Source organism: Microcoleus sp. B4-D4, from assembly GCF_036705185.1.
Taxonomy (GTDB): Bacteria; Cyanobacteriota; Cyanobacteriia; order Cyanobacteriales; family Microcoleaceae; genus Microcoleus.
Genome location: NZ_JAUBTX010000013.1, coordinates 49682 through 71134, shown reverse-complemented (window position 1 = coordinate 71134; position 21453 = coordinate 49682). Strand labels below are relative to the sequence as shown.

Here is a 21453-nt window from a genome sequence, read left to right as displayed (position 1 = left end):
GCGCGCCCTACATCAGCAGGTAAAGCGTGCATTTCGTACCGTACAGCAATAAAATATTATGACAATTTACTTTTACGGTACTCGCAGCGAATACGGTTGTTTTTCTAACTTTTCCGCTTACGGATTCGAGTTAGACGGAGAATACTGGCCGACTACAGAACATTATTTTCAAGCACAAAAGTTTCCCAAAACTCCTCACTGCGAGCAGATTCGCCAAGCAAAAACGCCAAAAGATGCAGCAAACATGGGGCGCGATCGTTCTCGTCCCCTCCGCCAAGATTGGGAACAAGTCAAAGACGAGATTATGCGAAAAGCTGTACTCCGCAAATTTGAAACTCATGCCGAGATCCGCGAAATTTTACTCGCTACTAGCGATCAGGAAATTGTCGAAAATGCACCGGGAGATTATTATTGGGGTTGTGGGAAAAACGGCAGCGGCAAAAATATGTTGGGATACATTTTAATGGAAGTGCGAGAAATTTTGAGAAAAGGCACGTAGCGAGTAAAACAGAACTTATACCATTTTTATAAAGATATGCTATACATGAAGTCTTAGCCGCCCGGATGCTTTGGGGGGTAATATTTAGCGCTACTTTATGAAATTGGTATTACAAGTTTGTAGTAAAAACTTCAATTTTTTCTTTCTCAATTCAAGAGAGCGGACTAAAGTCCTGACTGCGAACCTATGATAAAGCAGGACTTATTTAATTGTAAGTCCTGCTAGGCTGCTAAGCGAGCATTTTCTAAATTTTATTAAACAGGCTGACTCAAAAATCCGCCTGACCAATTGTCAAATTCTGTGCCAATCTCCTCAGACTGTTCTAGTAGAGGGTTTAGCCTCTCCTCGGAGACTGCAAAGCAGGGGAAACGGTAAAAACCCTGCACCACTTTTTTTGTTTTAACCACGAAGGTCAACCAGAATTAGCTTTTATCGCCGCAGTTACAGCATTGTTCGCCAGTCGCTTCCCGGACACCGTTCTCCTATGGTTGGCAATTTACAGGTCAAACAGCAAAACACCTGTTCTGGCTAAAGTTGGTTGTTTATTTATGCTGTATTGTTCTATTCTGTACGATTTTGGAAAAATGTTAGCGATCGTACAAAAAACTTTACATTTTTCAGCTATTAGACTTTGCCAGAACAGGGAATCAAAGGCAAGATATATGCCTACCCACAATAATTATTGTTTATGTCTTCTGCACCTTTTGCTAAAAGTCGAAGAAAAGTCAGTGGTTTGTTTTTGACCTATTTGTTGACTGTGGCGCTTAGTTGTCGTAGTTGATGTTGAATTCGGTTAAATTCTTTCTGTTCTTCGCTTAGCAAAGTATTGTCGATCGGCGATCGCATATCCCACTGCAATTCAGACAATAACAGCAAACAACCGGCCATAATTATGCCTGTGGTTAGATATTGCCAAGGTGCGACAAAAGGCAATATTCCGATCGCAAATAGATGAGCTAATCCGATCGCGATAAAAGTGCGCGATCGCAAACCGAGTCCAGTACAAAAATAGCCGATCGCGCTCACCCCCAACCACAAATCGCACAGGTGCTGCAACAAACCACCCCAACCCAGAAAAATACTGCAATCCGTCAGCACCAAACCAGTTATCATCAGCATCGCCCAACAATACAGAATCCAGCTAACTCGCTCGACTTTTACCCAAAACAAAGTTAACACAGCCATCCCAGCAGTGCCAATAATCGTCAGTGTTGACCACAGAATCGCCTGAAAGCTCCAACTGAGCGGTACAAATTGAGCCGTGAAAAAAATCCCCGCCGTCACCAAACCCCAAAGCAGAAAAGTTTGGTCAATCCGGGTATAAAATCCTGAGAAAAGAGTAATATTTCCAATTTGCCAGTTTAGTTGCAACAAGCCCGATCGGTCTTGTACGTCGAGATGTTCCTGTTTGCTGCGGATTAGGGGTTCGGAGACGTTGAAAAAGGTCATCCAGTGTGGTTTAAAATATTAGGTTTTGCCTATTGTAACAAAACTACACAAATATTTTAATAATTTTATCTCATTTTTTCTCGTTCCCCGGATCTGCCTGGGGAGGTAGATCCCGAGGAACAGCCTCCCCAGAGTCTAAAGCTGGCGACGAAGCTGCGTTAAGTTTAGACTGACACAGCTTAGAATTTTGAGTTTAAGCAAGCCTTCAATACTAATTTTTGAGAGAAAAAATGAAGGCAACATTCACAAGCATTGAGCCATTTTAATTGTCGAGTAAAATTGTCACGTACCTGTGGCAATTTTCAGCAGATAAAGTTTATTTTTCGTGGCGTTGCTGATTTACGGTAGGACAGGCTAAATATGCAATTCATAAAAACTAGCAGAAAGCTTCTGGATTTTGAGATTATTTGTTTCTCGCCCAGCGAGCAAAGTCTCTGCACAATTTAAGGCGGACTTGCACTGGTTTTTAGATCGATCGATAAATTAGATCAAATCCTCTCTTCATCGGAATAGTAAATTCACAGTTAACCGTTAACAGTCAACAGTTAACCGTTAACATCATGAGGAGTGCAACCGGAAATTGATATTAGACTGCAATTGCATTGATGCGATCGATCTATTCAAAATTATTTGCGTCAATCAGTGTTAATCTGCCTGAAATCTGCGATCGCTTCATCGGACAAAAATTTATCTTGTAAAATAAACCAACTTTCCTAAAATTTTGTGAAAAAAATCGGCTTAAAAAAGAGGTATTACCTATTGACTTTTCCAGAAATTCTATGGTATATTTTAAATAATGGGAGTGGTAACTTGGATTTTAAAAATCTCACCATTCCCATTATTTAATAATACCTCATCGATTACTCAAAGTCAAGCATTAAGCCGAAAAAAAAAGGCGTTTTTTTTTTAATTTTTTCAACTAAAATTAGTCTGCGTTGATTACCAATTCCCCGTTTCCGTCAATAACTTCGCCGATCGCCCAAGCAGCAATTTCCTGAGACTCAAACCATTGAACGGTGGCTGCGACTTGGGCGCGATCGACCAACAGGACAAACCCAACACCCATATTAAAAGTATTGAACATATCTGCGATCGCAACTTGCCCAGCTTCAGCAATCCAGTCAAAAATCGGCAAACTCGGCCAGCTATTGATATCAATTTTCACAGATTGATTTGCGCCCAAACAGCGGGGCAAATTTTCCGGCAAACCGCCGCCAGTAATGTGAGCCATCCCGTGAATTTTTAAACCGCTGTTAATGGCTGCGAGGACAGGTTTAACATAAATCGCAGTCGGAGTTAAAAGAACCTCTCCCAAACTTTTACCGCCCAACTTGGACGGTTGGGAATGCCAATCAAAACCCCGATCGCCCGCAATTTTCCTTACCAAACTAAAACCGTTGCTGTGGACGCCAGAACTAGCGAGCCCCACAGCCACATCTCCCACCCGCACCTGCGAACCATCCAGCAACTTGCTTTTTTCGACAATTCCCACGCAAAAACCAGCCAAATCGTACTCACCCGCTTGATAAAAACCGGGCATTTCTGCCGTTTCGCCTCCGAGCAAAGCACAGCCTGCTTGCTTGCAACCTTCAGCAATCCCTGTCACCACCGCAGCTAATTGTTCGGAATTTAACTTTCCCGTGGCTAAATAATCGAGAAAAAAGAGGGGTTCCGCCCCGGATGTCAGCACGTCGTTGACGCACATCGCCACCAAGTCGATACCTACCGTGTCGTGGCGATCGAGATCGCGGGCCAATTTCAACTTAGTCCCAACGCCGTCAGTGCCCGAAACCATCACCGGCTCTTTTAAACCCTCCGGGACGCTGAAAAACCCGCTAAATCCGCCGAATCCGCCCAAAACTCCCGCTCTGTGGGTGCTTTTGACCGTATTCTTGATGCGCGAGACAAAAGCTCTGCCCGCCTCAACATCCACACCTGCTTCTCGATAATCCATAAATCCGCCAAATCGATTTGTGACATCTCCTACACCAACTAAGTATAGTATGGTGTAGGCTTCTGGGAGAGTCCGGCTATCGCTTGGGACATTAACTGGTAGAGTCGATGGCTGGTATTATCCAGCGCACCTCTCTGTTAATTAGAGTCGATGCCTATGTTACCACAGGACACCTCTCCTTCAGAACGCGGACGTGCAGCTTTCACTGCATCCGGCTCCTAGTCTGACACCTAATAAGTCGGGTTTAACCCGCTGTTCGGACTCTCACCTGACCATGAACGGTCTGATGCTGGTGACATTCACGATGTAGAACTTCCAAATTTATAGGTTTCCAATTGTCATGGTTGCCGTCGATATGGTGTAATTCTGCAATATCACCTGAAATGAACGATAAATTACATTCTGTACATTTGTGATTCTGTTTCTTGAGAAGTCGTGCCGTTATCCCATCGTAGTGAGCATTCTCTCGTTTTGACCAGTAAACAAAATCGCCATCATAGGGTGATTTATCTCCCTTGACAATGACAAACTTGCAGGCTGACCAACTAACTGCAGGAATTGCTCTTTTTATAACCTTATTGGTTTGATAACGGTTGTATCTTCCTTGTTTCCGAATGAATTTCCATAACCAATAGCGCAGTGACCACAGGTTGTGTTGACTCAGATCGCAGAATCTATGGTAATTTCTCCACCCTCTTACCACCGAACCACACTTGTTGATTCGATGTTCGAGAGTGAAACGACTATCTTTTATCACTTCTTTAACTTTTGCCTTAATGCTAATTGTAGCTTTTTGACTTGGTGTTGAAATGAATTTACCATTGGGTTTAACTGAGAAGTTCCACCCAAGGAAGTCGAAACCATCTGTACTATGTACGACTTTTGTTTTGGCTTCTTTAACTTTTAATCCTCTTGTTTCCAAGAATTTATCAATGTGTCCTCGGAGGGGTTCAGGGTCGTCTTCTGGTTTCAGAATAAACACAACGTCATCCGCATAACGAAATCCAGTAATAGTGTCCATATATCTGCCACCATTTCTGATTTTTAATCTGACCTCATGACCAACATTTTCTAATCCGTGAAGGACTATATTTGCTAGTAATGGGCTGAAAACTCCCCCTTGGGGCGTACCGGATTCTGATGAAGGAAATTCTCCTCTGACTCCAGCTTTTATTGCCCTAAATACCCCTTGTTTTGCTGCCTTTGGTAGTTGGACTGATTGCATTAAGAATTTGTGGTCAATATTGTCGAAACATTTTTCAATATCCAATTCCAAAATTCTTTTTTATAACCCATTACTGCTAGAATTTAGATTATTGAATAATTGTCTCTGGATATCATGGCAGCTTCGGCTAGGTCTAAACCCATAAGAATGAGCGTTGAACGTAGCTTCTGCTGCAGGTTCCAAGGCATATTTGATGAGACATTGATATGCTCTGTCGCTAATGGTCGGGATTCCTAGTCCTCTTTTAGTTCCGTCTACTTTGGGTATGTACACTCGCTTTAGAGGCTGATGTTTCCATTGCTTCCAGTTCTTAACTAACACTTCAAATAGTGCCAGTCTTTGTGAGGGTTCGAGGGCTTTCTTTCCGTCCACCCCTGCGGTTTTCCGTCCAGTATTTAACTGTGTCACTTGCCGAACAGCAAGCAATTTCGCTGCAAAGAGAGCTTAATAAAAGTTTCTGAAGCTTACGCACTAGGAACACGTTACCGTTCTTCTGAGCCTTGAATATTCTCACTTGTAGGCGAAACACAATTTTCCGCAGCTTGCGCCAAGGAATTGATTTCCATTTATCAACTGGATTTAACTCCGTTGCCATAACATTCTCTACGCCTGAATGAACATTTTCTATGTAAACCGTACCCAGTTGTCCAAGAGTCCTGATTTCTTGAATTTTTGAGTACATCTTACCAACTCTACCCGCTAACCCTTATTTAAGGAGTCCACAATTTGAGGAAGTAATTTTCTCAAATTGAAGGTTGAAAGAGCAGTTTTATTCGTTCCTCTGTTGAGTTATTTTGTAGTTTTAGGTTCTCTCATTTCGCCCACGATTTCCCAGAATTGCATTTATCCAGTTCAAAATAATGCGGGTATTTTCACACTTGAAGTGTTATGTTGTGTCGTTGTTCGACCTTGATTTCGGTCGTTCACGCTCAGACGCTTTTTCCGAGAGTTCAACTAATGTTTAACCTTGACTACTTACCTATACGAGTTGCTCCCATCTCAGGTTTGTTATTCTCGTTCTGTCCCCAGCTTCATTTTTAGAGTTTGTTCTCTATCCATGTGGGCAGTTTTGGCATCACGCCATTCCTAGCGGGTAAGACTTGTCAAATTTGAGTTTGACGCACTCACACTCAACTGAAGTTACCTTTACTATCTTTTAGGGCTTGCACCCAAGGCGGCGTAAAGGCTCTAATCCCCTAACCCATACAGGCTAGTTTCATAGAAACGAACCGCACGAACCGAACGTGCGGGTTTCCCTGCATCCGGCTCCCGATATTCTTAAGGGATAATCCTTTTGCTCATGTGGATATAATCGTGACAGGACTCATGAATAGCAATCAGGTTTTTTACTTTCCAATTGCTGTGATTCCCATCTATGTGGTGGAGGTGTAACCGTTCTTCGCTTGTACACTTTAAGCCACAATAGACCTATTGCAAAAAAAATCTATGCTATAATAGAAGGTTTTCAATTTAATCCCCCTAGAGCTAACTCATAATTATAAATTGCTGATAACAAATTACACCGCAGACCATAGCGGCGACGACGATTCCGATAACGACTCGACAAGATTTTAAAAATTTTCAGACTCCGGTTAACGTGTTCAATCACAATTCTTTCTTGTGCTAGAGTTCGATTGTATTCTTTTTCTAAGAGAGAAAGTTTCCCATTTTTAGGTTTCTTTCTAGGAATATAACTAGACCTCTTGCAAAAAAAATATATGTTATAATTAAAGGTTTTGAGTTTTAGACCCACGAAGCTCACTCATAATTGTAAAGTGCTGATATAACCTGCAATCTGCTCCACTTAAGCCAAACTCTTAATTATAGCATAAAATTATTTTGCAAGAGGTCTATTATCCATATTCCGAGGTTGGCTCACTCTACAGAGTAAGCATCACTGAGTTGAAATCAGAACCAAGCAAGACTCCAAAGCTTTCTAAAGTCAGGATCGATCGCAAAGGCACGACAGCAATTCAATTATGAAGCTTTTTATTAAATTAAAAGTCTGTCTGTAGTTAGAGTGGCAGCAACAGTTTCTCCTTCTGGGGGTACTGTACAAATCTGGACAGTCATTATTATGCTGGTGACAGCAGCGATCGTGTTTTTGGGACAGTACAACGTGGTTGAAATATTTTCATCCTATATTGGTATTGCCCGCACCCTTGCTATAGTTACTGCTGCAGTTTTAGTCTTCCCCAACATTCGTGAGTTTACCTCTGGTTTAGTGCCACAAATTCCTCAAGATATCTGGTGGTTAACTTCCTAGAGCTAGTCTTAGCTCAACATTTCTTGGTTGTAGATCAATTCTTTTGTTGTTTAGATGGTTTATCTAATGAAATCACAAATCTTAAATTCTAAAAAAGTCCTTTCATTTGCTTTGATTCTGGCTCTAGTTCCTTTGACATCCTGCCAAGTAAAGCGAGAGCAAGCGGCAAAACTACCGGATGTGAATGTCAGTGTAGAACCCGGACAATTGCCAAAGTACGATATCAAAGGCCCCGACGTAAATGTAGGCGTGACAGAACGCACCGTTACAGTGCCTAAAGTTATTGTTATACAGGAAGAGCAAACGGTGAAAGTTCCCTATATTGACGTTAATATGCCTGGGGCAACCCGTCAGGAACGTACCATCACATCTGAAGTTGAAGTACCATCGGGTGGCTACAATCTTCAAATTCAGGATGTTTACGCGGTCAACAACGAGGTGTGGGTGATTTCTCGTCTGAGCGAAACCAATCCCAATGCCCCAAAAGCTAGAACCCGAGTTTCCGATCGCATTGTGATTAATGCTCCAGATATGCCCGTGCGTCAATACATTGTTGGCAGCCGTCCCAGCGGAGTCTTTAATGAGCAATATCAGTTCATCGGCAACCGTCAGCAGATTCTATCTCAACTGCAAGCAGGGCGAAAGCTATATGAACGTAAGGCAACCAGCTAAAAATACGAAGTCTTGACCTTTTGAGCCGTTTGATTAAAAATTCGCTAATCAAAAGGTAAAAAAGCCTAAGCTAGAATAGAGTAGTCCTCCCATTTAAAACATAATGGACGAAAATCTGCTGAAACCTGGCGAAAAAACCCCCGTAAGCGGTCAGTATGAACTAACTGGTCCGCGTGGGGGCGGTACAGGTCAAGAAATTACTTCCACAAAAGGCCACCCCTTGCCCCCTACTCCAAAACCAGATCAACGATACAAGTTGACTGATGAAACTAAACACAAGAAATAAAAACCCTTATGAAGGGCTAAAGGCTTATCAGTTAACGGCTGGTGAGCCTTTACTAATATCTTACTTAACAATCGGACTTTTTAAGTTTTCTGGGGACTGAGTTAACCGCCGTTCGGGCAAATCAGGCTCTGCATCAGAAAACTGCGACTTCCTCATCTAGGATTTGAAACTGGTACAAATTCATCAGGATATTTGCATATGTTGACCCTGCTTTTGAAACCGCTATAGCTTCATTACCTAAAAACGCAATCGATTGCGCTTTTGTTAGAGAATAATTGTCACTTGTCCAGTGAGTCGGTGGACAAGGTAAATTAATTAGATTTGCGGTAATCCCAGGGCCGCTGACCGCCACCCTGAAGCTTCCACACTCCCCGCTGCTGTGCTTTCCCTATCTCCTCAGCACTCTCGAACACATCCCGATTGTGACAATTACTGCTGTACTGTTTGTAGTGGTAGGCAAATCCTGCTTTGAGCATTTCCTCTTGCACTGATTCTTCACCCTGCGGTGTCTCAAACAGCACTTCAGCAACGGTGCGGTCATAACGATCGCGATCCATCTCCAACACGATTAATTCACCTTTGGCTTTGTTTATTAATAGCGATCGCAGGTAATCTCTGCTTTTTTTTTCAGGCTAAGCATTAGACCCTTCCTCCAAAGGCCTGTCTAGAACAGGCTCGAAAAGCCTCTTCCAGAATAATTATGGGAGAGGTCTAGTACACAGCAATAAAATCCGGTGAATTTTTGTAAATTTTTGTAAATTTTTCAGGAATTGCGAAAACCTCTGCAAACACTGGAATCAAAGCATTATCTGAGACATAAATTTGTGAAAAATCCCTCGATTTTTGGTAAATTTCGTGCTGTGAGCGATCCCCAAGCGCAAAAGTTTGTGGTAGTCTGTTGCAGTTCGTTACCAAAACACAAATTGCGGATCGAGTATGAGTTGTCAAGTATCGGGAAAGTTTCGACCAAAATTTTTGGGTCAGAAGCATAAAAGCACTCAAAGCAGCCCGATACTCTGCTGTGACTCTAGGAGGAATCGCGAAAAGCAAACAGAAAAATCTGTAACGCCCGATCGCATCTTGGCAAATCCTCCAATCTCGCTTGGCAATGGCTCTTCACAAAAATGGACGTATGAAGGAAAAATTTGTTGGTGGTCTACTCGCTGTCCTGTTAGTTCCTGTCGTAGGAACGGCCTCTTCTTGTCACGCACAAGCAACAGAGACCGTCAAGCAAAACTCTCAGTCCCAGCAAGCAATTGCCACCCAACCGTCCCCGCAGTTAAACGCGAAGCGGGTCGAAGCACAAAAAGTCGGACAGTATCAGTATCAAGCAAGAGCTGAGATTAACCGAGACTCGATCGCCAAAATTCAGTCCCACGACTTAGGCGGGCGACAAGCAGCGACAGTCTACGTGCGAAACATTCCAGTCATCACCTTTCTCAACGCCAGTCCGGAAAAAAATGCCAAAATCGGAGAAACAGGCGACAGCCAAGCCGATGCTCGCAGTCAGTTAAAAGTAGCAGACCAAAAAGACAATCCCAAAGTAGGAAACATCGCCAGCAACGCAATCAGCGTCCAAGCAGATCCTGTGTCGCGGGCATCGAGCTTAGCAGCAAGACTCAACCAGTTAGCCCGCAACAACATCGATCCCAACAGCATTACAGTGAAGTGGGAAGAACGAGACCGCTATCTGATCCAGGCAAACGGCGAGGACTTGGTAAACATCAACGCCGAAACCATCCTCCCCGACACCACCAGCGACTTTAGTCGAGACGCGCTGCAAGTAACCAATCGCCTCCGCCGACTGCTGGGGAACGCTCCACCCCTGGCAGCAGTAGCAGGCCAACCCCAACCAGAACGCCCCCTGCTCTCTGTGGGCCCCGTTCAAGTGCGGCTCAACGGCTGGGCTTCCTGGTACGGCCCGGGCTTTAACGGCAACCTCAGCGCCAGCGGCGAGCGTTTCAACCAAAATGATTTAACCGCAGCCCACCGCAACTTGCCCTTCGGAACTAGAGTGATGGTGCGAAATCTCGACAACGGTCGCACCGTAGTCGTCCGCATTAATGACCGCGGCCCCTATGTGGGCGATCGGCTGATTGACTTGTCCGCAGGTGCCGCCAGCGTCCTGGGAATGATCGGCAGCGGTGTGGCGAGAGTGGAAATCGAAGTAATGGAACCGCAGCAGCCAACAACTGTGGGACAGTAAACGGAAGACAGACAGTACAATAAAAGGCCAGATATTGCAGCATTCTGCCTCGCAAAGGGTTTCTGGCCTGCTGCACAAAGAATTAATTTTCTTGTGGAGCCCGCATGAGAGTCCGTTCATCAAAAGCCGATCGAGAATAGACTTGGATTGCATAAGTCCTCGATCTTTCAACCGCAGATTTCAGGCAGATGCAACGCGGCTCAACGCAGATAATTTCAGATAACTTGTGAATGAATGCCAGAGGTATATAGCCTTTCTGTGCTCTGGTATGAGGTACTATCCGGCATAGGCCAGCGCCGGGCATCTTGCCCGAAGAGCGAAGTCGAAGGGTGGGCATAGGGTATGGGGCATAGGGCTATCCTCACCACGCTTGAGAACCGCTATAGTGATGCCAGATCTCAGATCGACACTAATATCTGACTCCCGCGGCCAAAATCGCGCTCTCTTGGGGGCGAACTTGTTGCTAACATCGGTGCAAGATATCAGATGAAACAAATTCTGAGTCAACAAATCTGGCTTCTGTCAAAGGCCTTCAGGAGAAAATAACGGTGCGTCTGTTTACTGCGATTGCAGCACTTCGCTGCTACTTAAATTCACAAAAATCTGCTGCACCTCATTTGACAGTCGGTTTAGTTCCGACGATGGGAGCTTTGCACCGAGGACATCTGAGCTTGATCCAGCGAGCAAGACAAGAAAATGCGATCGTCGTGGTGAGCATTTTTGTCAACCCCTTGCAATTTGGGCCGAGAGAAGATTTTCAAGATTATCCCCGGAATTTGGAGCAAGACCAATTGCTGTGTTCGGAAGCTGGGGTTGATGCCATTTTTGCTCCCCCAGCAACGGAAATGTTCGGCAACTCAGGGGTCAATTCCCTACGGGATAGCTTCGCCGCGCGTGCAGAAACACACAAAACCGCCCAAACACAAATTCAGCTTTCATCCTTAACTCAAGTAGTACCGCCGCCGGCGATGACATCAGTATTGTGCGGCCTAGTTCGGCCCGGTCATTTTCAGGGTGTCGCGACAATTGTGACTAAACTTTTGGGTTTAGTGCAGCCGACAAAAGCTTATTTCGGTCAGAAAGATGCTCAGCAGCTAGCAATTATCCGCCAACTGGCTGTTGATTTTAATTTGCCTGTAGAGATTGTTGCTTGCCCGATCGCCCGCGAAGAGTCGGGACTGGCGATGAGTTCTCGCAATCAGTATTTAACAGCAGAGCAAAAACAGCAAGCCTGCGCCCTCTACCGCGCCCTGCAACAAGCCTCAAAAACTTTTGCTTCAGGCGACCGCACTGCCTCCGCCGCACTTGCTGCCGCGCGCGCAGAAGTCGCCAGAGAGCCTGCTGTTAAGCTCGAATACGCCGAACTCGTCGATCCCGAAACTCTCGCGCCGTTGCAGGTTGTGGAAACAGCAGGACTTTTAGCCGTAGCAGCCAGAGTAGGCTCTACTCGGTTGATTGACAATATAATTCTGCTGAACCGACGGCCGATTGTGGCGATCGACGGCCCGGCGGGCGCTGGCAAATCCACCGTAACTCGCCAAGCAGCAAAAGCTCTCTCGCTGTTTTATCTGGATACCGGGGCGATGTATCGGGCGCTGACTTGGCTGGCTTTGAAAACGGGGACGCCGATTTCTGACGAATGCGCGATCGCCGAATTAGTCAGTTACAGCTATTTGGAATACAACCTCGATCCCGGAGCTTTGACACTAAAGATTAACGGGGAAGACGTAACCGAAGCAATTCGCAGTTTGGAAGTGACATCCCGCGTCTCAGAAATGGCAGCGATTCCGGCCGTGCGGCAGTTTCTGGTGGAGGAACAGCGGCGCTGTGGCAAAAAAGGCGGAATTGTGGCAGAAGGCAGGGATATCGGCACTAATGTGTTTCCCGATGCGGAGTTGAAGATTTTTTTGACGGCTTCGGTACAAGAGCGATCGCGCCGGCGGCTGTTACAGCTCAAAGAGACCGATCGGGCTAATATCAGTTTGGCGCAGTTGGAACAAGACATCGCCCTGCGGGACGAAATGGACAGCACCAGGGAGGTTGCACCTTTGCGAAAAGCTGCCGATGCTGTGGAAATTCAAACAGACAATCTGACTGCTGACGAAGTGATCGATCGGATTGTCGGCTTGTACAAACAGAGAATCGATCCTAAAAGTTAATTTGAGCAAGTTGGGGGCGGGCGATCGCCCCGGACTCAAATCGAGTTGAACTGAGCATCTAATACCAAATCCAGGTAACATACCCTTTTATTATGGAACCGCGAAGACGCAGTACGCGAAGCGGCGCGTCAGCGCTAGAACGCGAAGAGAAGAGGAAACAGAAGAGTCAGAAAATAAGGGGGGTGGCAAACCCGGATTTGGTATAACCTGCTATTAACCCGATTGGATCGCCTTCTTCCTTGAGGAAATTTCAACTATTCCCCGTTTTCACGGTTCAGGCAGTTTATCGTACACAATTCTTAAATTTTCCCTCGAAAAACTGGATTTAAAACCCCGTTTTTATAGGACGGCTTTAATTTATTAAATTCATTTTAAAAGAGCCGCAAATTGTTTACAACTGTGGTAGACTCTAACACTAATGCAAAGCTAAAAAAGCTAAGAATTGCGTCTCAAAGCGCGTCTAGAGTCCTAAAAACAAAGGAAAAGCTAGAGTGATTGTAGAAAAACGCCATTTAAAAGTAAGCAGGCAACATAAAGATTTTGACGCGAACTTAGCAAGATGCGTCATCCACTCAATTCGATGAATCTAGAATCCTCCTGTATGAAAGGCACGAGAAGTGCAAATTGCAGTAGAATTTTTAGATGCAATCCGATTTAAGATTATCCTGTTAACTAAATTAACTGGATATCAACATAAAATCTAAAATTAACTGTGCAAGGTGTGAAGGAGATAATGACGTGACAAAATTGAAACGGCTGTTGAGGCGGCACAAAAATTTAATCGTTGCTTTTACGGCAGCCGCCGCCAGTTTTTTGCTGGGCGTGACGTTGCCGATGAACTTGCGGGCGACAGGGCGAACGGCACCACCGATACAGGCGCAAGTGTTGGCAGTATCCCAGCCCTCAGAACAAAAGCCGATCGCCAATGTTAATGGAATCAAAGGGGCGATCGCCAGTCGAGTGGAGTTTTCCCAACAGGCGATCGCCTCTTTGGAGGAAAAGCGCTTTCAATCAAGCCTGCCCTCCGAGTTGAAAGGTATAACCATCCGTCAGGCGAAACTCGACTCGCAGCACAAGGCGATCGCCCTGACATTTGACGACGGCCCCTGGCCGACAACAACTACACAAATCCTAGATATTCTCAAGAAAAACAATATTAAAGCTACATTCTTCTGGGTAGGAAGGTACCTGAAAACTCATCCCGAACTTGGCAAACAAGTCGTGGCTGCCGGTCACGCGATCGGCAACCACACTTGGAACCACCAATACATTAAGTACAACGAAAACAGTGCAGCTCGGGAGATCGATCGCACGTCATCGTTAATTGAAGAATTGACCGGGGTAAAAACATCGCTTTTCCGCCCGCCGGGAGGCATTTTAAACAATGGATTAGCAGCTTACGCACAGAAGAAAAATTATACAATTGTGATGTGGTCGGCCGATTCTTTAGATTGGCGGAGTGCTACGCAATCGTTGATGGACAACGTACTGCGGCAAGCAAGTTCCGGCGGCATTGTGTTGATGCACGACGGCGGAGGCAATCGCTCGAAGACTGTACAAGCTTTGCCGAATATTATTGCTAGATTGAGAAAAGAAGGGTACAAATTTGTAACGGTTCCTGAGTTATTGGAGATGCAAGAAGAAGAGTTAAAGGAGCAAAAAACAGCAAAGAAATAAAAAATTGGGAGAGTGGAATTAAGCGCCATTTTCCCTTTTTTTTGTAAGTAGTACGATCGATTTTTCTGAAGGATGCCTATCCTGTACCCCACAAATCGATCGACAATCGCTATGCTGTAACAGAGCATCAGTTCGATCGCGTACCAGCCATGACTGCAGAACCCAACCTAACATCAAGCTTAACTTTGATTTCCTTCCCAGCCGCACCTTAATTTCGGTGTTAATCACCTATTGAAAGTTTGCATCTAACGGCAAATTCTGTAACTGAGAATTTATCCAAGCAGCCGCCGCCACTCCCGATCGCAAAGCAGCTTCAATTTGACCTTCGCCGCACAAATCCCCCGCACAAACCAGCGGTAAACCTTCCAGGGCCGGCAAACAAGAAACAGGCAAAGGATTTCGACAAAAAGCATAGCGCCAGCGGTGAACTTGCAACCATTCCGGCTGATTCAGCCAAGGGATTAAATATTCAGAAGTGCGATCGAGCAATTCCCCACCAACAGTATTCAAATCACTAGCTTCTAAATAACGTTCCGCAAAATTGGCGCTGCTGTGAACCACAAACACAGGCTGCTGAGACTCGCTGCGCTTGCTGCTGTCGAGGCCAACCCAAGCTAAATCAGAGTCATCGGGAAAAGAAACAGATTTCCACTGCGGATTGAGATTGCTCAACTCTGAATTTCGTGCTGCAGGATAGCCAGCCATAACTGTAATGCAAGGGTCGTACTCCACAGAACGCAATTTGTCAATAAAATCAGGCGACAAACCGATTTCCGAATCCAAAAACATTAAAGCTTGAGGAGCAGGAATTGCTACAACCACAGCCTTAGCAATCAATTCTTGAGGTATCTCTAAATTGTCGTCCGTAACTTCCAGAGAAAGACACCACATTTGATTGTCGGTACGAGAAATCGCCTTGACTCGGCGGCCGTACCAAATATCTAAACCCTCTGCGATATACTTACCGACAGTATTCATCCCAGCAGGTGCGACATAACAAGAACAGGGAATAGCAGATATTTCTCCTTGTCGGAATTCTGCCACACTATCCGTCCAGAGTTTCAGGATCTGTCGATCGACCAAAACATCAATTAACGCCTGCACCGCCTCTCCCTGCGGCTCCAGATAGCGAGCCCCGTGATCTGCCCTAGCGCCCTGTACGCGGCGAGTAGCGACTCGTCCGCCGGGGCCGCGAGATTTCTCAACAACCGCCACAGAATAGCCAGCGAGGCGCAACTGGCGAGCGCAAATCAGCCCCGCCATCCCCGCACCGATCGCCACAACATCGAACATAATTAGTCATTAGTCAGTTGTCAGTTGTCAGTTGTCAGTTGTCAGTTGTCATTAATAATTAGTCAACAGTCAACACTCAACAGTCAATACTTATCAGTTTAAAGCTGCGGGGGAAGTTTCTGTGCAGTGTTTCAGTTTGCGGCCAAACCCTGAGAGCCGCAGCACGGGTTGCAAGCCCAACGCCATCGCCCTGCACCAAGTAGTAGAATAAGGGACAGCAGGAATCTGTGATTGAGATTAGCTTAAAAAAAATGCCACTGCAGGCAAATTCCCAACCCCGATGGTTGTCAAGCAGCAACAATCTAAAATCTAAAATCTAAAATCTAAAATAACTTTAGCGGAGGGCAAAATCTTGGACGAACTCAGAGCAGCATTAGAATTGACAACAGAAGAAGAATTGCAGCAACTAACAGAACTCTTGTTCAGCCGCAAGTTTAACCCTTTAGATTACGTGCAAACCCCCGCACCCACAGACGTACAAAGCCGCGATCGCGAAGCATGGCTAGACGCCGTAGAACAGCGGTTTCGGTATCTTGCAGCCGACGGGGTGACGGTACTCAGAGGGCGAACCGAACAAGTAACCTACAGACAAGCACTAATTCAAGTTTGTCGCTATCTCAAAATTCCTTATCCCAAACAGTTGTCAACCACCGACTTAGAAGCCGAAGTATTTCTGCATTTAATGGGCCGCGCTTGGAAGCGCTTACCCGCCGACGAACAGCAAGCGCTAACACTGCGCGTACAGCGAGCAATTGTTGATTCTAAACTCTCCCAACCCCTGCCGATTTCTGCAGAAAAAGACCCGCTGGGTTTGCTGTTCAAAGGTGGCAGCGCTTTAGCTGTGAGTTCTATCTTAAAACCCATGTTGCTCAAACTGATGGCCAATCAATTTGCGCTGCATTTTGCCACCTATCAAATGGCCAGACAAGGAGTGCTTGCAGGGAGTGCAACCGCAGCCACCCAGTTTCAAAATTATGTCGCAATTCAGGCGGCGCGGCGCGGGATGGCGGTGAGTGCCGCTCGTTACGGTGCGACGCGGAGCGTGTTTTCGCTGCTCGGCCCGGTGATGTGGACTTGGTTTGTGGCGGATTTGGGTTGGCGATCGATTTCCACGAACTACGGGCGGATTATCCCGACCATTTTTGCCTTAGCTCAAATTCGATTAACGCGATCGGAATGTGCTTGGGAACTAGCCTAACGATTTTGGATTGAAGAATTGAAGAATTGAAGAATTGAAGAATTGAAGAATTGAAGAATTGAAGAATTGGAGTGTGAGTGAATATAAAAAATCGGTGCAAATTAGCTGCTAAACAGACAGCAAAAAATATCAAATCTCGCCTCCAAAAACATCCCGACAGCCGCCTGGTAATTCCTTGGAATTTCGCTCAAATCGGGATGCTGATTTTTCCCTTAATTCCAATATTGGGAGGTTTAGGAATATTCTTAGGATTGGCCGGTACTTTCAAGCAAAAGTATCGTCAAATTAGCCGCCGCCCGCTGAACCGAGGATTCGCCATCCTCTTTGCGGTGCTAGTCATCACAACGATTTTTGCTAACAACCGCATCGATGCTGTTTTAGGCTTGTGCAATTTTTGGCCTTACTTTATATTTTTTGCCATTTTCAGCAGTTTAATTCAAACTCCTGCTCAGTTGCGACAAATGTCTTGGACGATCGCAATTAGTGCAGTGTTCGTGATAATTTTAGGTCTGGGACAGCAATTTTTAGGCTGGAGTGGCATCGATTTATTGCAGCCTTTTTTTGGCTGGGTACTCGAACCCAAAGGCAATCCCCCCGGCCGTATGGCTTCTGTATTTATGTACGCTAATATTTTAGCTTGCTATCTGACAATTGCTCTTATTTTAACACTTGGATTGTGGATGGAAGAGCTAGGGAGAGGGGGAGAGTGGGAGAGTGGGAGAAGGGGAGAGAGGGAGAGGGGGAGAGGGGGAGAGGGGGAGAATTACCAATTCGCGATGCCCAATTCGCGATTCCCAATGCCCAATGCCCAATTCCTATTTTTAAGTTTGGCTGTGCTGGGCAATGCTGTTGCTTTGATTTTTACTAATTCTCGAAATGCGTGGGGATTGGCTGTTTTGGCAGTTTTGAGCTTTGCATTTTATGCGGGTTATAAAAAAATATTAGCTGCGGTATTTAGTGGGGTTGGTGCAGTGTTTTTGTCGGCGTTTGGGCCGGAACCGCTGCGACAATATTTACGAAGAATTATCCCGGCTTTTTTCTGGGCGAGACTTACCGATGAGATGTTTCCAAATCGGCCTACTGGTACTTTGAGAACTACTCAGTGGGAGTTTGCTTGGTCGATGACTCAGCAGCGTCCTTGGACTGGTTGGGGACTGCGAAATTTTACTCCTCTCTACGAAGCTCAAATGCACGAATGGCTTGGTCATCCTCACAGTTTGATATTGATGCTGACTGCGGAAACGGGAATACCGGCAACGCTTTTATTTTTGGGTTTAGTTGGCTGGGTTTTGGCTAGAGGTGTTTTGTTGTTGATGAATTGGCCTGTTTCTGCGGCGGACATCCAACAAGAGCAAATAGCAACAGAGGAAGTAGGGGAAAATACTTTATTGCTCAATCAAAACTCTAACTTTATTATCACAAATCGGGTATTTTGTCAAGAAGAAAGAGGGGGCAATCGCCTAATTTTCTTCAGTTATTTATTAGCCTTCGCCGCCTGTACGCTGTTTAACACTGTAGACGTGACGCTGTTTGATTTCCGAGTCAATACAATAAGCTGGTTGCTGTTAGCGGCGATTTGCGGAGTTGGGAATTGGGAATTGGGAATTGGGCATTGGGCATCGGGAATTGGGCATCGGGAATAGGGCATCGGGAATAGGGCATTGGGCGTTGGGAATTGGGCATTGGGCATTGGGAATTGGGAATTGGGAATTGGGCATTGGGCGTTGGGCATTGGTAACAGCCAACAGCCAACAGCCAACAGTCAACAGTCAACTGCCAACTGCCAACTGCCAACTGCCAACTGCCAACTGCCAACTAACTTCCCTTATTCCACCGTCACCGACTTCGCCAAATTTCGCGGCTGATCCACATCCAAACCCCGACGCGCCGCAATGTGATAGGCCAATAATTGCAGCGGAATTACTGTCACAATCGGCGACAACAATTCATCCACCAAAGGTACCGGCAAAACGTGGTCAAAAATCTCGGCTTCCGCTGCGCCCTGCTTCGGGGTAACGCCAATTAAACGTGCGTCGCGCGCCTTGGCTTCCTGAGCGTTGGAAAGCACTTTTTCGTAGACGCTTCCGGGCATGGCGATCGCCACTACAGGCACTTTAGCATCCAAAAGGGCGATCGGGCCGTGTTTCATTTCTCCCGCCGGATATCCTTCAGCGTGAATGTAGCTAATTTCCTTCAATTTCAGCGCCCCTTCCAAAGCAATCGGAAAATTAATTCCTCGCCCCAAAAATATAAAATCTTGGGTATCGGTAAACTGGTGGGACAATTCCTCCACATACTGTTCTTGAATCTCCAAAAACTTCTCAATTTGCCCTGGTAAATGGCGCAAACCAGCAATAATTTCTATCAATCTCTCCGTGCTGATTGTTTGTCGCCGGTGCGCTAAATCCAAAGCTAATAAATAGAATGCCATCAACTGAGTGACAAAAGTTTTAGTAGCAGCCACACCAATTTCAATACCGGCGTGGGTGCTGATTACGTGCGGCATCATGTGGGCGATCGAGCTTTCTGTTCCGTTAGTAATGCCCAACATTCTCGCGCGAAATTTATCGGTAAAACCCGCACGGCGCTGCTGTTCCATCCCCAAAGCAGCCAGGGTGTCCGCCGTTTCTCCCGACTGCGTTACCCCAATAATTAAAGTATTTGCTGTCAGCGGTGCCGGTGCGTAACGGTACTCAGAAGCGTACTGCACCGCAGTAGGAATATTCGCTAACTGTTCCAACAAATATTTGCCAATTAGCGAGGCGTGCCAGCTCGTTCCGCAGGCTAGAATTGAAATTTGTTCAACATCGGCGCAAAGTTCTTCGGGCAAGTTGAGATTGATGGGAGAGCGCAGATTTCCCGGCTGCCAATCGCTGTCTAAATAAGCATCCAAACAAGCTCGAACTACGGCCGGCTGTTCGTAAATCTCCTTGTGCATGAAGTGTTTGAAGCCTTGTTTTTCGACTAAAACCGGACTCCAACCAAGGATGCGCGGGCTTTTTTTGAGCCTTTCCCCTGTAAAGTTGTAAACTTCGACTCCCATCGGAGTTAGCCTAGCCAATTCGCCATTTTCCAAGGACAAAACGGTGCGGGTGTGAGATATTAAGGCCGGCGTGTCGGAAGCGCAGAAAAATTCGCCAGCACCAAAGCCGATAACCAAAGGAGCTTGCTGTCTGGCAACAATTATTTCGTCGGGAAAGTCGGCGCAAATCGCAGCGATCGCAAAAGCTCCTTCTAACCGATTGACAACCTTGGAAACCACTTCCAAAAACGACAAATCAGCAATTTCCTCTGCTGTGGGCTCTTTTTCTTCTTCCTTCTTCCTTCTTCCTTCTTCCTTCTTCCTTCTTTCTTCCTCAAAAAAATCAGCTATTAAATGAGGAATAACTTCTGTATCGGTATCCGAGACAAATTTATGTCCCTTCGCTGTCAATTCTTGTCGCAACTCGCGATAATTTTCGACAATGCCATTTTGAACAACGGCAATTCGCCCGCTATTGTCCATGTGAGGGTGAGCGTTATATTCCTCTGGTTTGCCATGAGTTGCCCAGCGGGTGTGTCCGATGCCGATGGTAGCCGGAGAGTCTATCTCTGCTAGCTTTTCCCGGAGGTTGTGCAACTTGCCCTTTGCTCGGATGCAGGTAATTTCTCCTTCGGAGATGGTAGCCAGGCCCGCTGAATCGTAGCCCCGGTATTCTAGTTTCTCCAATCCTGCTAGCAAAATCTCGCTTGCTGTTTGCGTGCCGATATAGCCAACGATTCCGCACATTTAAGGTAAAACTCCTGCTTAGCGATCGCCATAAAACCCAAGTTTTATCATTTTTAGCTTCTTCGTGCCACAAAATGCAGATTTTGCGACTAAAAGAGAGGGGGCAATTTAATCGCCCCCTCTATACGTGCCCGTAATTCGATCGGCGTGTCGATCGATATTTAGTAGGCTAGACCCATACTGCGAGTAGTTTCTGCTCCCAGGTAAACCCGGATGCTTAGAAAATCGGTAGGGCAAGCAGTTTCGCAACGCTTGCAACCTACACAGTCTTCTGTGCGCGGAGATGAGGCAATCTGAGCCGCTTTGCAGCCATCCCAGGGCACCATCTCCAAAACATCAGTCGGACAAGCGCGGACGCATTGAGTGCAGCCGATGCAGGTATCGTAAATTTTGACTGAATGAGACATTGAATAAAGGCTCCCAACGAGTCACTAAAAATTTGCTAGCTCTGCGGATTAACAGATTTGACGGCGACGTGCCACCGCTATAGCCTGCACAGAGAGTTAAGCGTTAGTTTACCGCAGTGGCTGGAAGCACTTCCCCAAAAAGCGACAAAACTTCACAGTTATTCACGCTTCCAGTCCCATAGAAGTAGCTTGAAGAGCGCCCTAGGGAGTTCGCGTGCCCGAGTTCCAGCACTAGGGTATGATTGCGATCGCCGGATTCGGTCTTAACGCGACCGGGGACAGCACTAGGCTATAATTTCGATCCGCCGGATTGGATATGAGCAAAAACTCCAATTCTGACTGCAAAACCGCGCCTATCGATCGACTCAAAGCCGAATTCGTCGAAACTTGTAT

The 21453-nt window shown here is 46.0% G+C and carries 15 protein-coding genes and 4 pseudogenes; 10 read left to right on the top strand and 9 right to left on the bottom strand.

The features are described 5' to 3' along the window. The first annotated feature begins 58 nt into the window (after positions 1-58). Positions 59-499: an NADAR family protein gene (locus QUB13_RS12910; RefSeq protein ID WP_333381232.1), complete on the top strand. Its 441-nt coding sequence runs from the start codon at positions 59-61 to the stop codon at positions 497-499. A gap of 744 nt (positions 500-1243) precedes the next feature. On the opposite strand, the gene QUB13_RS12905 is transcribed toward QUB13_RS12910, so the two are convergent. The 5 genes and pseudogenes from QUB13_RS12905 to QUB13_RS12880 form a co-directional block, all read right to left on the bottom strand. After that, a complete protein-coding gene (locus tag QUB13_RS12905; protein WP_333381229.1) occupies positions 1244-1948 on the bottom strand; it encodes a hypothetical protein in 705 nt (234 codons plus the stop codon). A gap of 925 nt (positions 1949-2873) precedes the next feature. Next, positions 2874-3902, bottom strand: coding sequence for a phosphoribosylformylglycinamidine cyclo-ligase (gene purM / locus QUB13_RS12900; RefSeq protein ID WP_333381224.1), 1029 nt, complete (start codon positions 3900-3902; stop codon positions 2874-2876). A 244-nt stretch (positions 3903-4146) separates the two neighbouring features. Beyond that, a pseudogene (gene ltrA / locus QUB13_RS30455) lies at positions 4147-5535 on the bottom strand (group II intron reverse transcriptase/maturase). Continuing rightward, a complete protein-coding gene (locus tag QUB13_RS12885) occupies positions 5450-5809 on the bottom strand; it encodes a reverse transcriptase N-terminal domain-containing protein (protein ID WP_333381222.1) in 360 nt (119 codons plus the stop codon). The pseudogene ltrA and the gene QUB13_RS12885 overlap by 86 nt, the downstream one beginning before the upstream one ends. Before the next feature lie 783 nt (positions 5810-6592). Then, positions 6593-6826 (bottom strand): annotated as a pseudogene (locus QUB13_RS12880) (transposase family protein); the annotation flags it as partial. A 321-nt stretch (positions 6827-7147) separates the two neighbouring features. Here QUB13_RS12880 and QUB13_RS12875 point away from each other — a divergent pair. Both QUB13_RS12875 and QUB13_RS12870 read left to right on the top strand, forming a co-directional pair. Continuing rightward, positions 7148-7393 (top strand): hypothetical protein, encoded by a 246-nt coding sequence (locus QUB13_RS12875; RefSeq protein WP_333381219.1) that lies wholly within the window; start codon positions 7148-7150, stop codon positions 7391-7393. A gap of 66 nt (positions 7394-7459) precedes the next feature. Next, entirely contained in the window at positions 7460-8065 is a 606-nt protein-coding gene (locus tag QUB13_RS12870; protein ID WP_333381216.1) for a hypothetical protein, read from the top strand. Between the two features lie 597 nt (positions 8066-8662). On the opposite strand, the pseudogene QUB13_RS12865 reads toward QUB13_RS12870, so the two are convergent. Continuing rightward, positions 8663-8965, bottom strand: a pseudogene (locus tag QUB13_RS12865) (thermonuclease family protein); the annotation flags it as partial. Between the two features lie 518 nt (positions 8966-9483). On the opposite strand from QUB13_RS12865, the gene QUB13_RS12860 reads away from it, so the two are divergent. The 4 genes and pseudogenes from QUB13_RS12860 (at position 9484) to QUB13_RS12850 (ending at position 14393) form a co-directional block, all read left to right on the top strand. Next, positions 9484-10557 (top strand): septal ring lytic transglycosylase RlpA family protein, encoded by a 1074-nt coding sequence (locus QUB13_RS12860; RefSeq protein ID WP_333381213.1) that lies wholly within the window; start codon positions 9484-9486, stop codon positions 10555-10557. A 548-nt stretch (positions 10558-11105) separates the two neighbouring features. Beyond that, positions 11106-12716: a bifunctional pantoate--beta-alanine ligase/(d)CMP kinase gene (locus QUB13_RS12855; RefSeq protein WP_333381210.1), complete on the top strand. Its 1611-nt coding sequence runs from the start codon at positions 11106-11108 to the stop codon at positions 12714-12716. Between the two features lie 437 nt (positions 12717-13153). Then, positions 13154-13291: pseudogene (locus QUB13_RS30450) on the top strand (RNA-guided endonuclease TnpB family protein); the annotation flags it as partial. Between the two features lie 163 nt (positions 13292-13454). Continuing rightward, entirely contained in the window at positions 13455-14393 is a 939-nt protein-coding gene (locus QUB13_RS12850; protein ID WP_333381207.1) for a polysaccharide deacetylase family protein, read from the top strand. Between the two features lie 228 nt (positions 14394-14621). Here QUB13_RS12850 and QUB13_RS12845 read toward each other — a convergent pair whose 3' ends face one another. Further along, positions 14622-15686: an NAD(P)/FAD-dependent oxidoreductase gene (locus QUB13_RS12845; RefSeq protein WP_333381206.1), complete on the bottom strand. Its 1065-nt coding sequence runs from the start codon at positions 15684-15686 to the stop codon at positions 14622-14624. Positions 15687-16038: 352 nt separating this feature from the next. On the opposite strand from QUB13_RS12845, the gene QUB13_RS12840 reads away from it, so the two are divergent. The 3 genes from QUB13_RS12840 to QUB13_RS12830 all read left to right on the top strand — a co-directional run bounded on the left by QUB13_RS12840 (position 16039) and on the right by QUB13_RS12830 (position 18749). After that, a complete protein-coding gene (locus QUB13_RS12840) occupies positions 16039-16884 on the top strand; it encodes a YaaW family protein (RefSeq protein WP_333089165.1) in 846 nt (281 codons plus the stop codon). A 77-nt stretch (positions 16885-16961) separates the two neighbouring features. Beyond that, the gene (locus QUB13_RS12835) at positions 16962-18527 is read left to right on the top strand and encodes an O-antigen ligase family protein (RefSeq protein WP_333381203.1); all 1566 of its coding nucleotides are present in this window, start codon (positions 16962-16964) and stop codon (positions 18525-18527) included. 18 nt (positions 18528-18545) lie between these two features. Beyond that, entirely contained in the window at positions 18546-18749 is a 204-nt protein-coding gene (locus QUB13_RS12830; RefSeq protein WP_333381201.1) for a hypothetical protein, read from the top strand. Here QUB13_RS12830 and glmS read toward each other — a convergent pair. Together glmS and psaC are read right to left on the bottom strand one after the other, a co-directional pair. Then, on the bottom strand, positions 18710-20653 hold the full coding sequence (gene glmS / locus QUB13_RS12825; RefSeq protein ID WP_333381198.1) for a glutamine--fructose-6-phosphate transaminase (isomerizing): 1944 nt from the start codon (positions 20651-20653) through the stop codon (positions 18710-18712). The two genes, QUB13_RS12830 and glmS, sit on opposite strands and share 40 nt — an antisense overlap. A 161-nt stretch (positions 20654-20814) precedes the next feature. After that, on the bottom strand, positions 20815-21060 hold the full coding sequence (psaC, locus tag QUB13_RS12820; protein ID WP_015175986.1) for a photosystem I iron-sulfur center protein PsaC: 246 nt from the start codon (positions 21058-21060) through the stop codon (positions 20815-20817). Between the last annotated feature and the right edge of the window lie 393 nt (positions 21061-21453).

Bases quoted from the DNA above. Each gene is read 5' to 3' on its own strand.
- QUB13_RS12910 (WP_333381232.1), top strand. From the start codon at position 59: ATGACAATTTACTTTTACGGTACTCGCAGCGAATACGGTTGTTTTTCT.
- QUB13_RS12905 (WP_333381229.1), bottom strand. From the start codon at position 1,948: ATGACCTTTTTCAACGTCTCCGAACCCCTAATCCGCAGCAAACAGGAA.
- purM (WP_333381224.1), bottom strand. From the start codon at position 3,902: ATGGATTATCGAGAAGCAGGTGTGGATGTTGAGGCGGGCAGAGCTTTT.
- QUB13_RS12885 (WP_333381222.1), bottom strand. From the start codon at position 5,809: ATGTACTCAAAAATTCAAGAAATCAGGACTCTTGGACAACTGGGTACG.
- QUB13_RS12870 (WP_333381216.1), top strand. From the start codon at position 7,460: ATGAAATCACAAATCTTAAATTCTAAAAAAGTCCTTTCATTTGCTTTG.
- QUB13_RS12860 (WP_333381213.1), top strand. From the start codon at position 9,484: ATGAAGGAAAAATTTGTTGGTGGTCTACTCGCTGTCCTGTTAGTTCCT.
- QUB13_RS12845 (WP_333381206.1), bottom strand. From the start codon at position 15,686: ATGTTCGATGTTGTGGCGATCGGTGCGGGGATGGCGGGGCTGATTTGC.
- glmS (WP_333381198.1), bottom strand. From the start codon at position 20,653: ATGTGCGGAATCGTTGGCTATATCGGCACGCAAACAGCAAGCGAGATT.
- psaC (WP_015175986.1), bottom strand. From the start codon at position 21,060: ATGTCTCATTCAGTCAAAATTTACGATACCTGCATCGGCTGCACTCAA.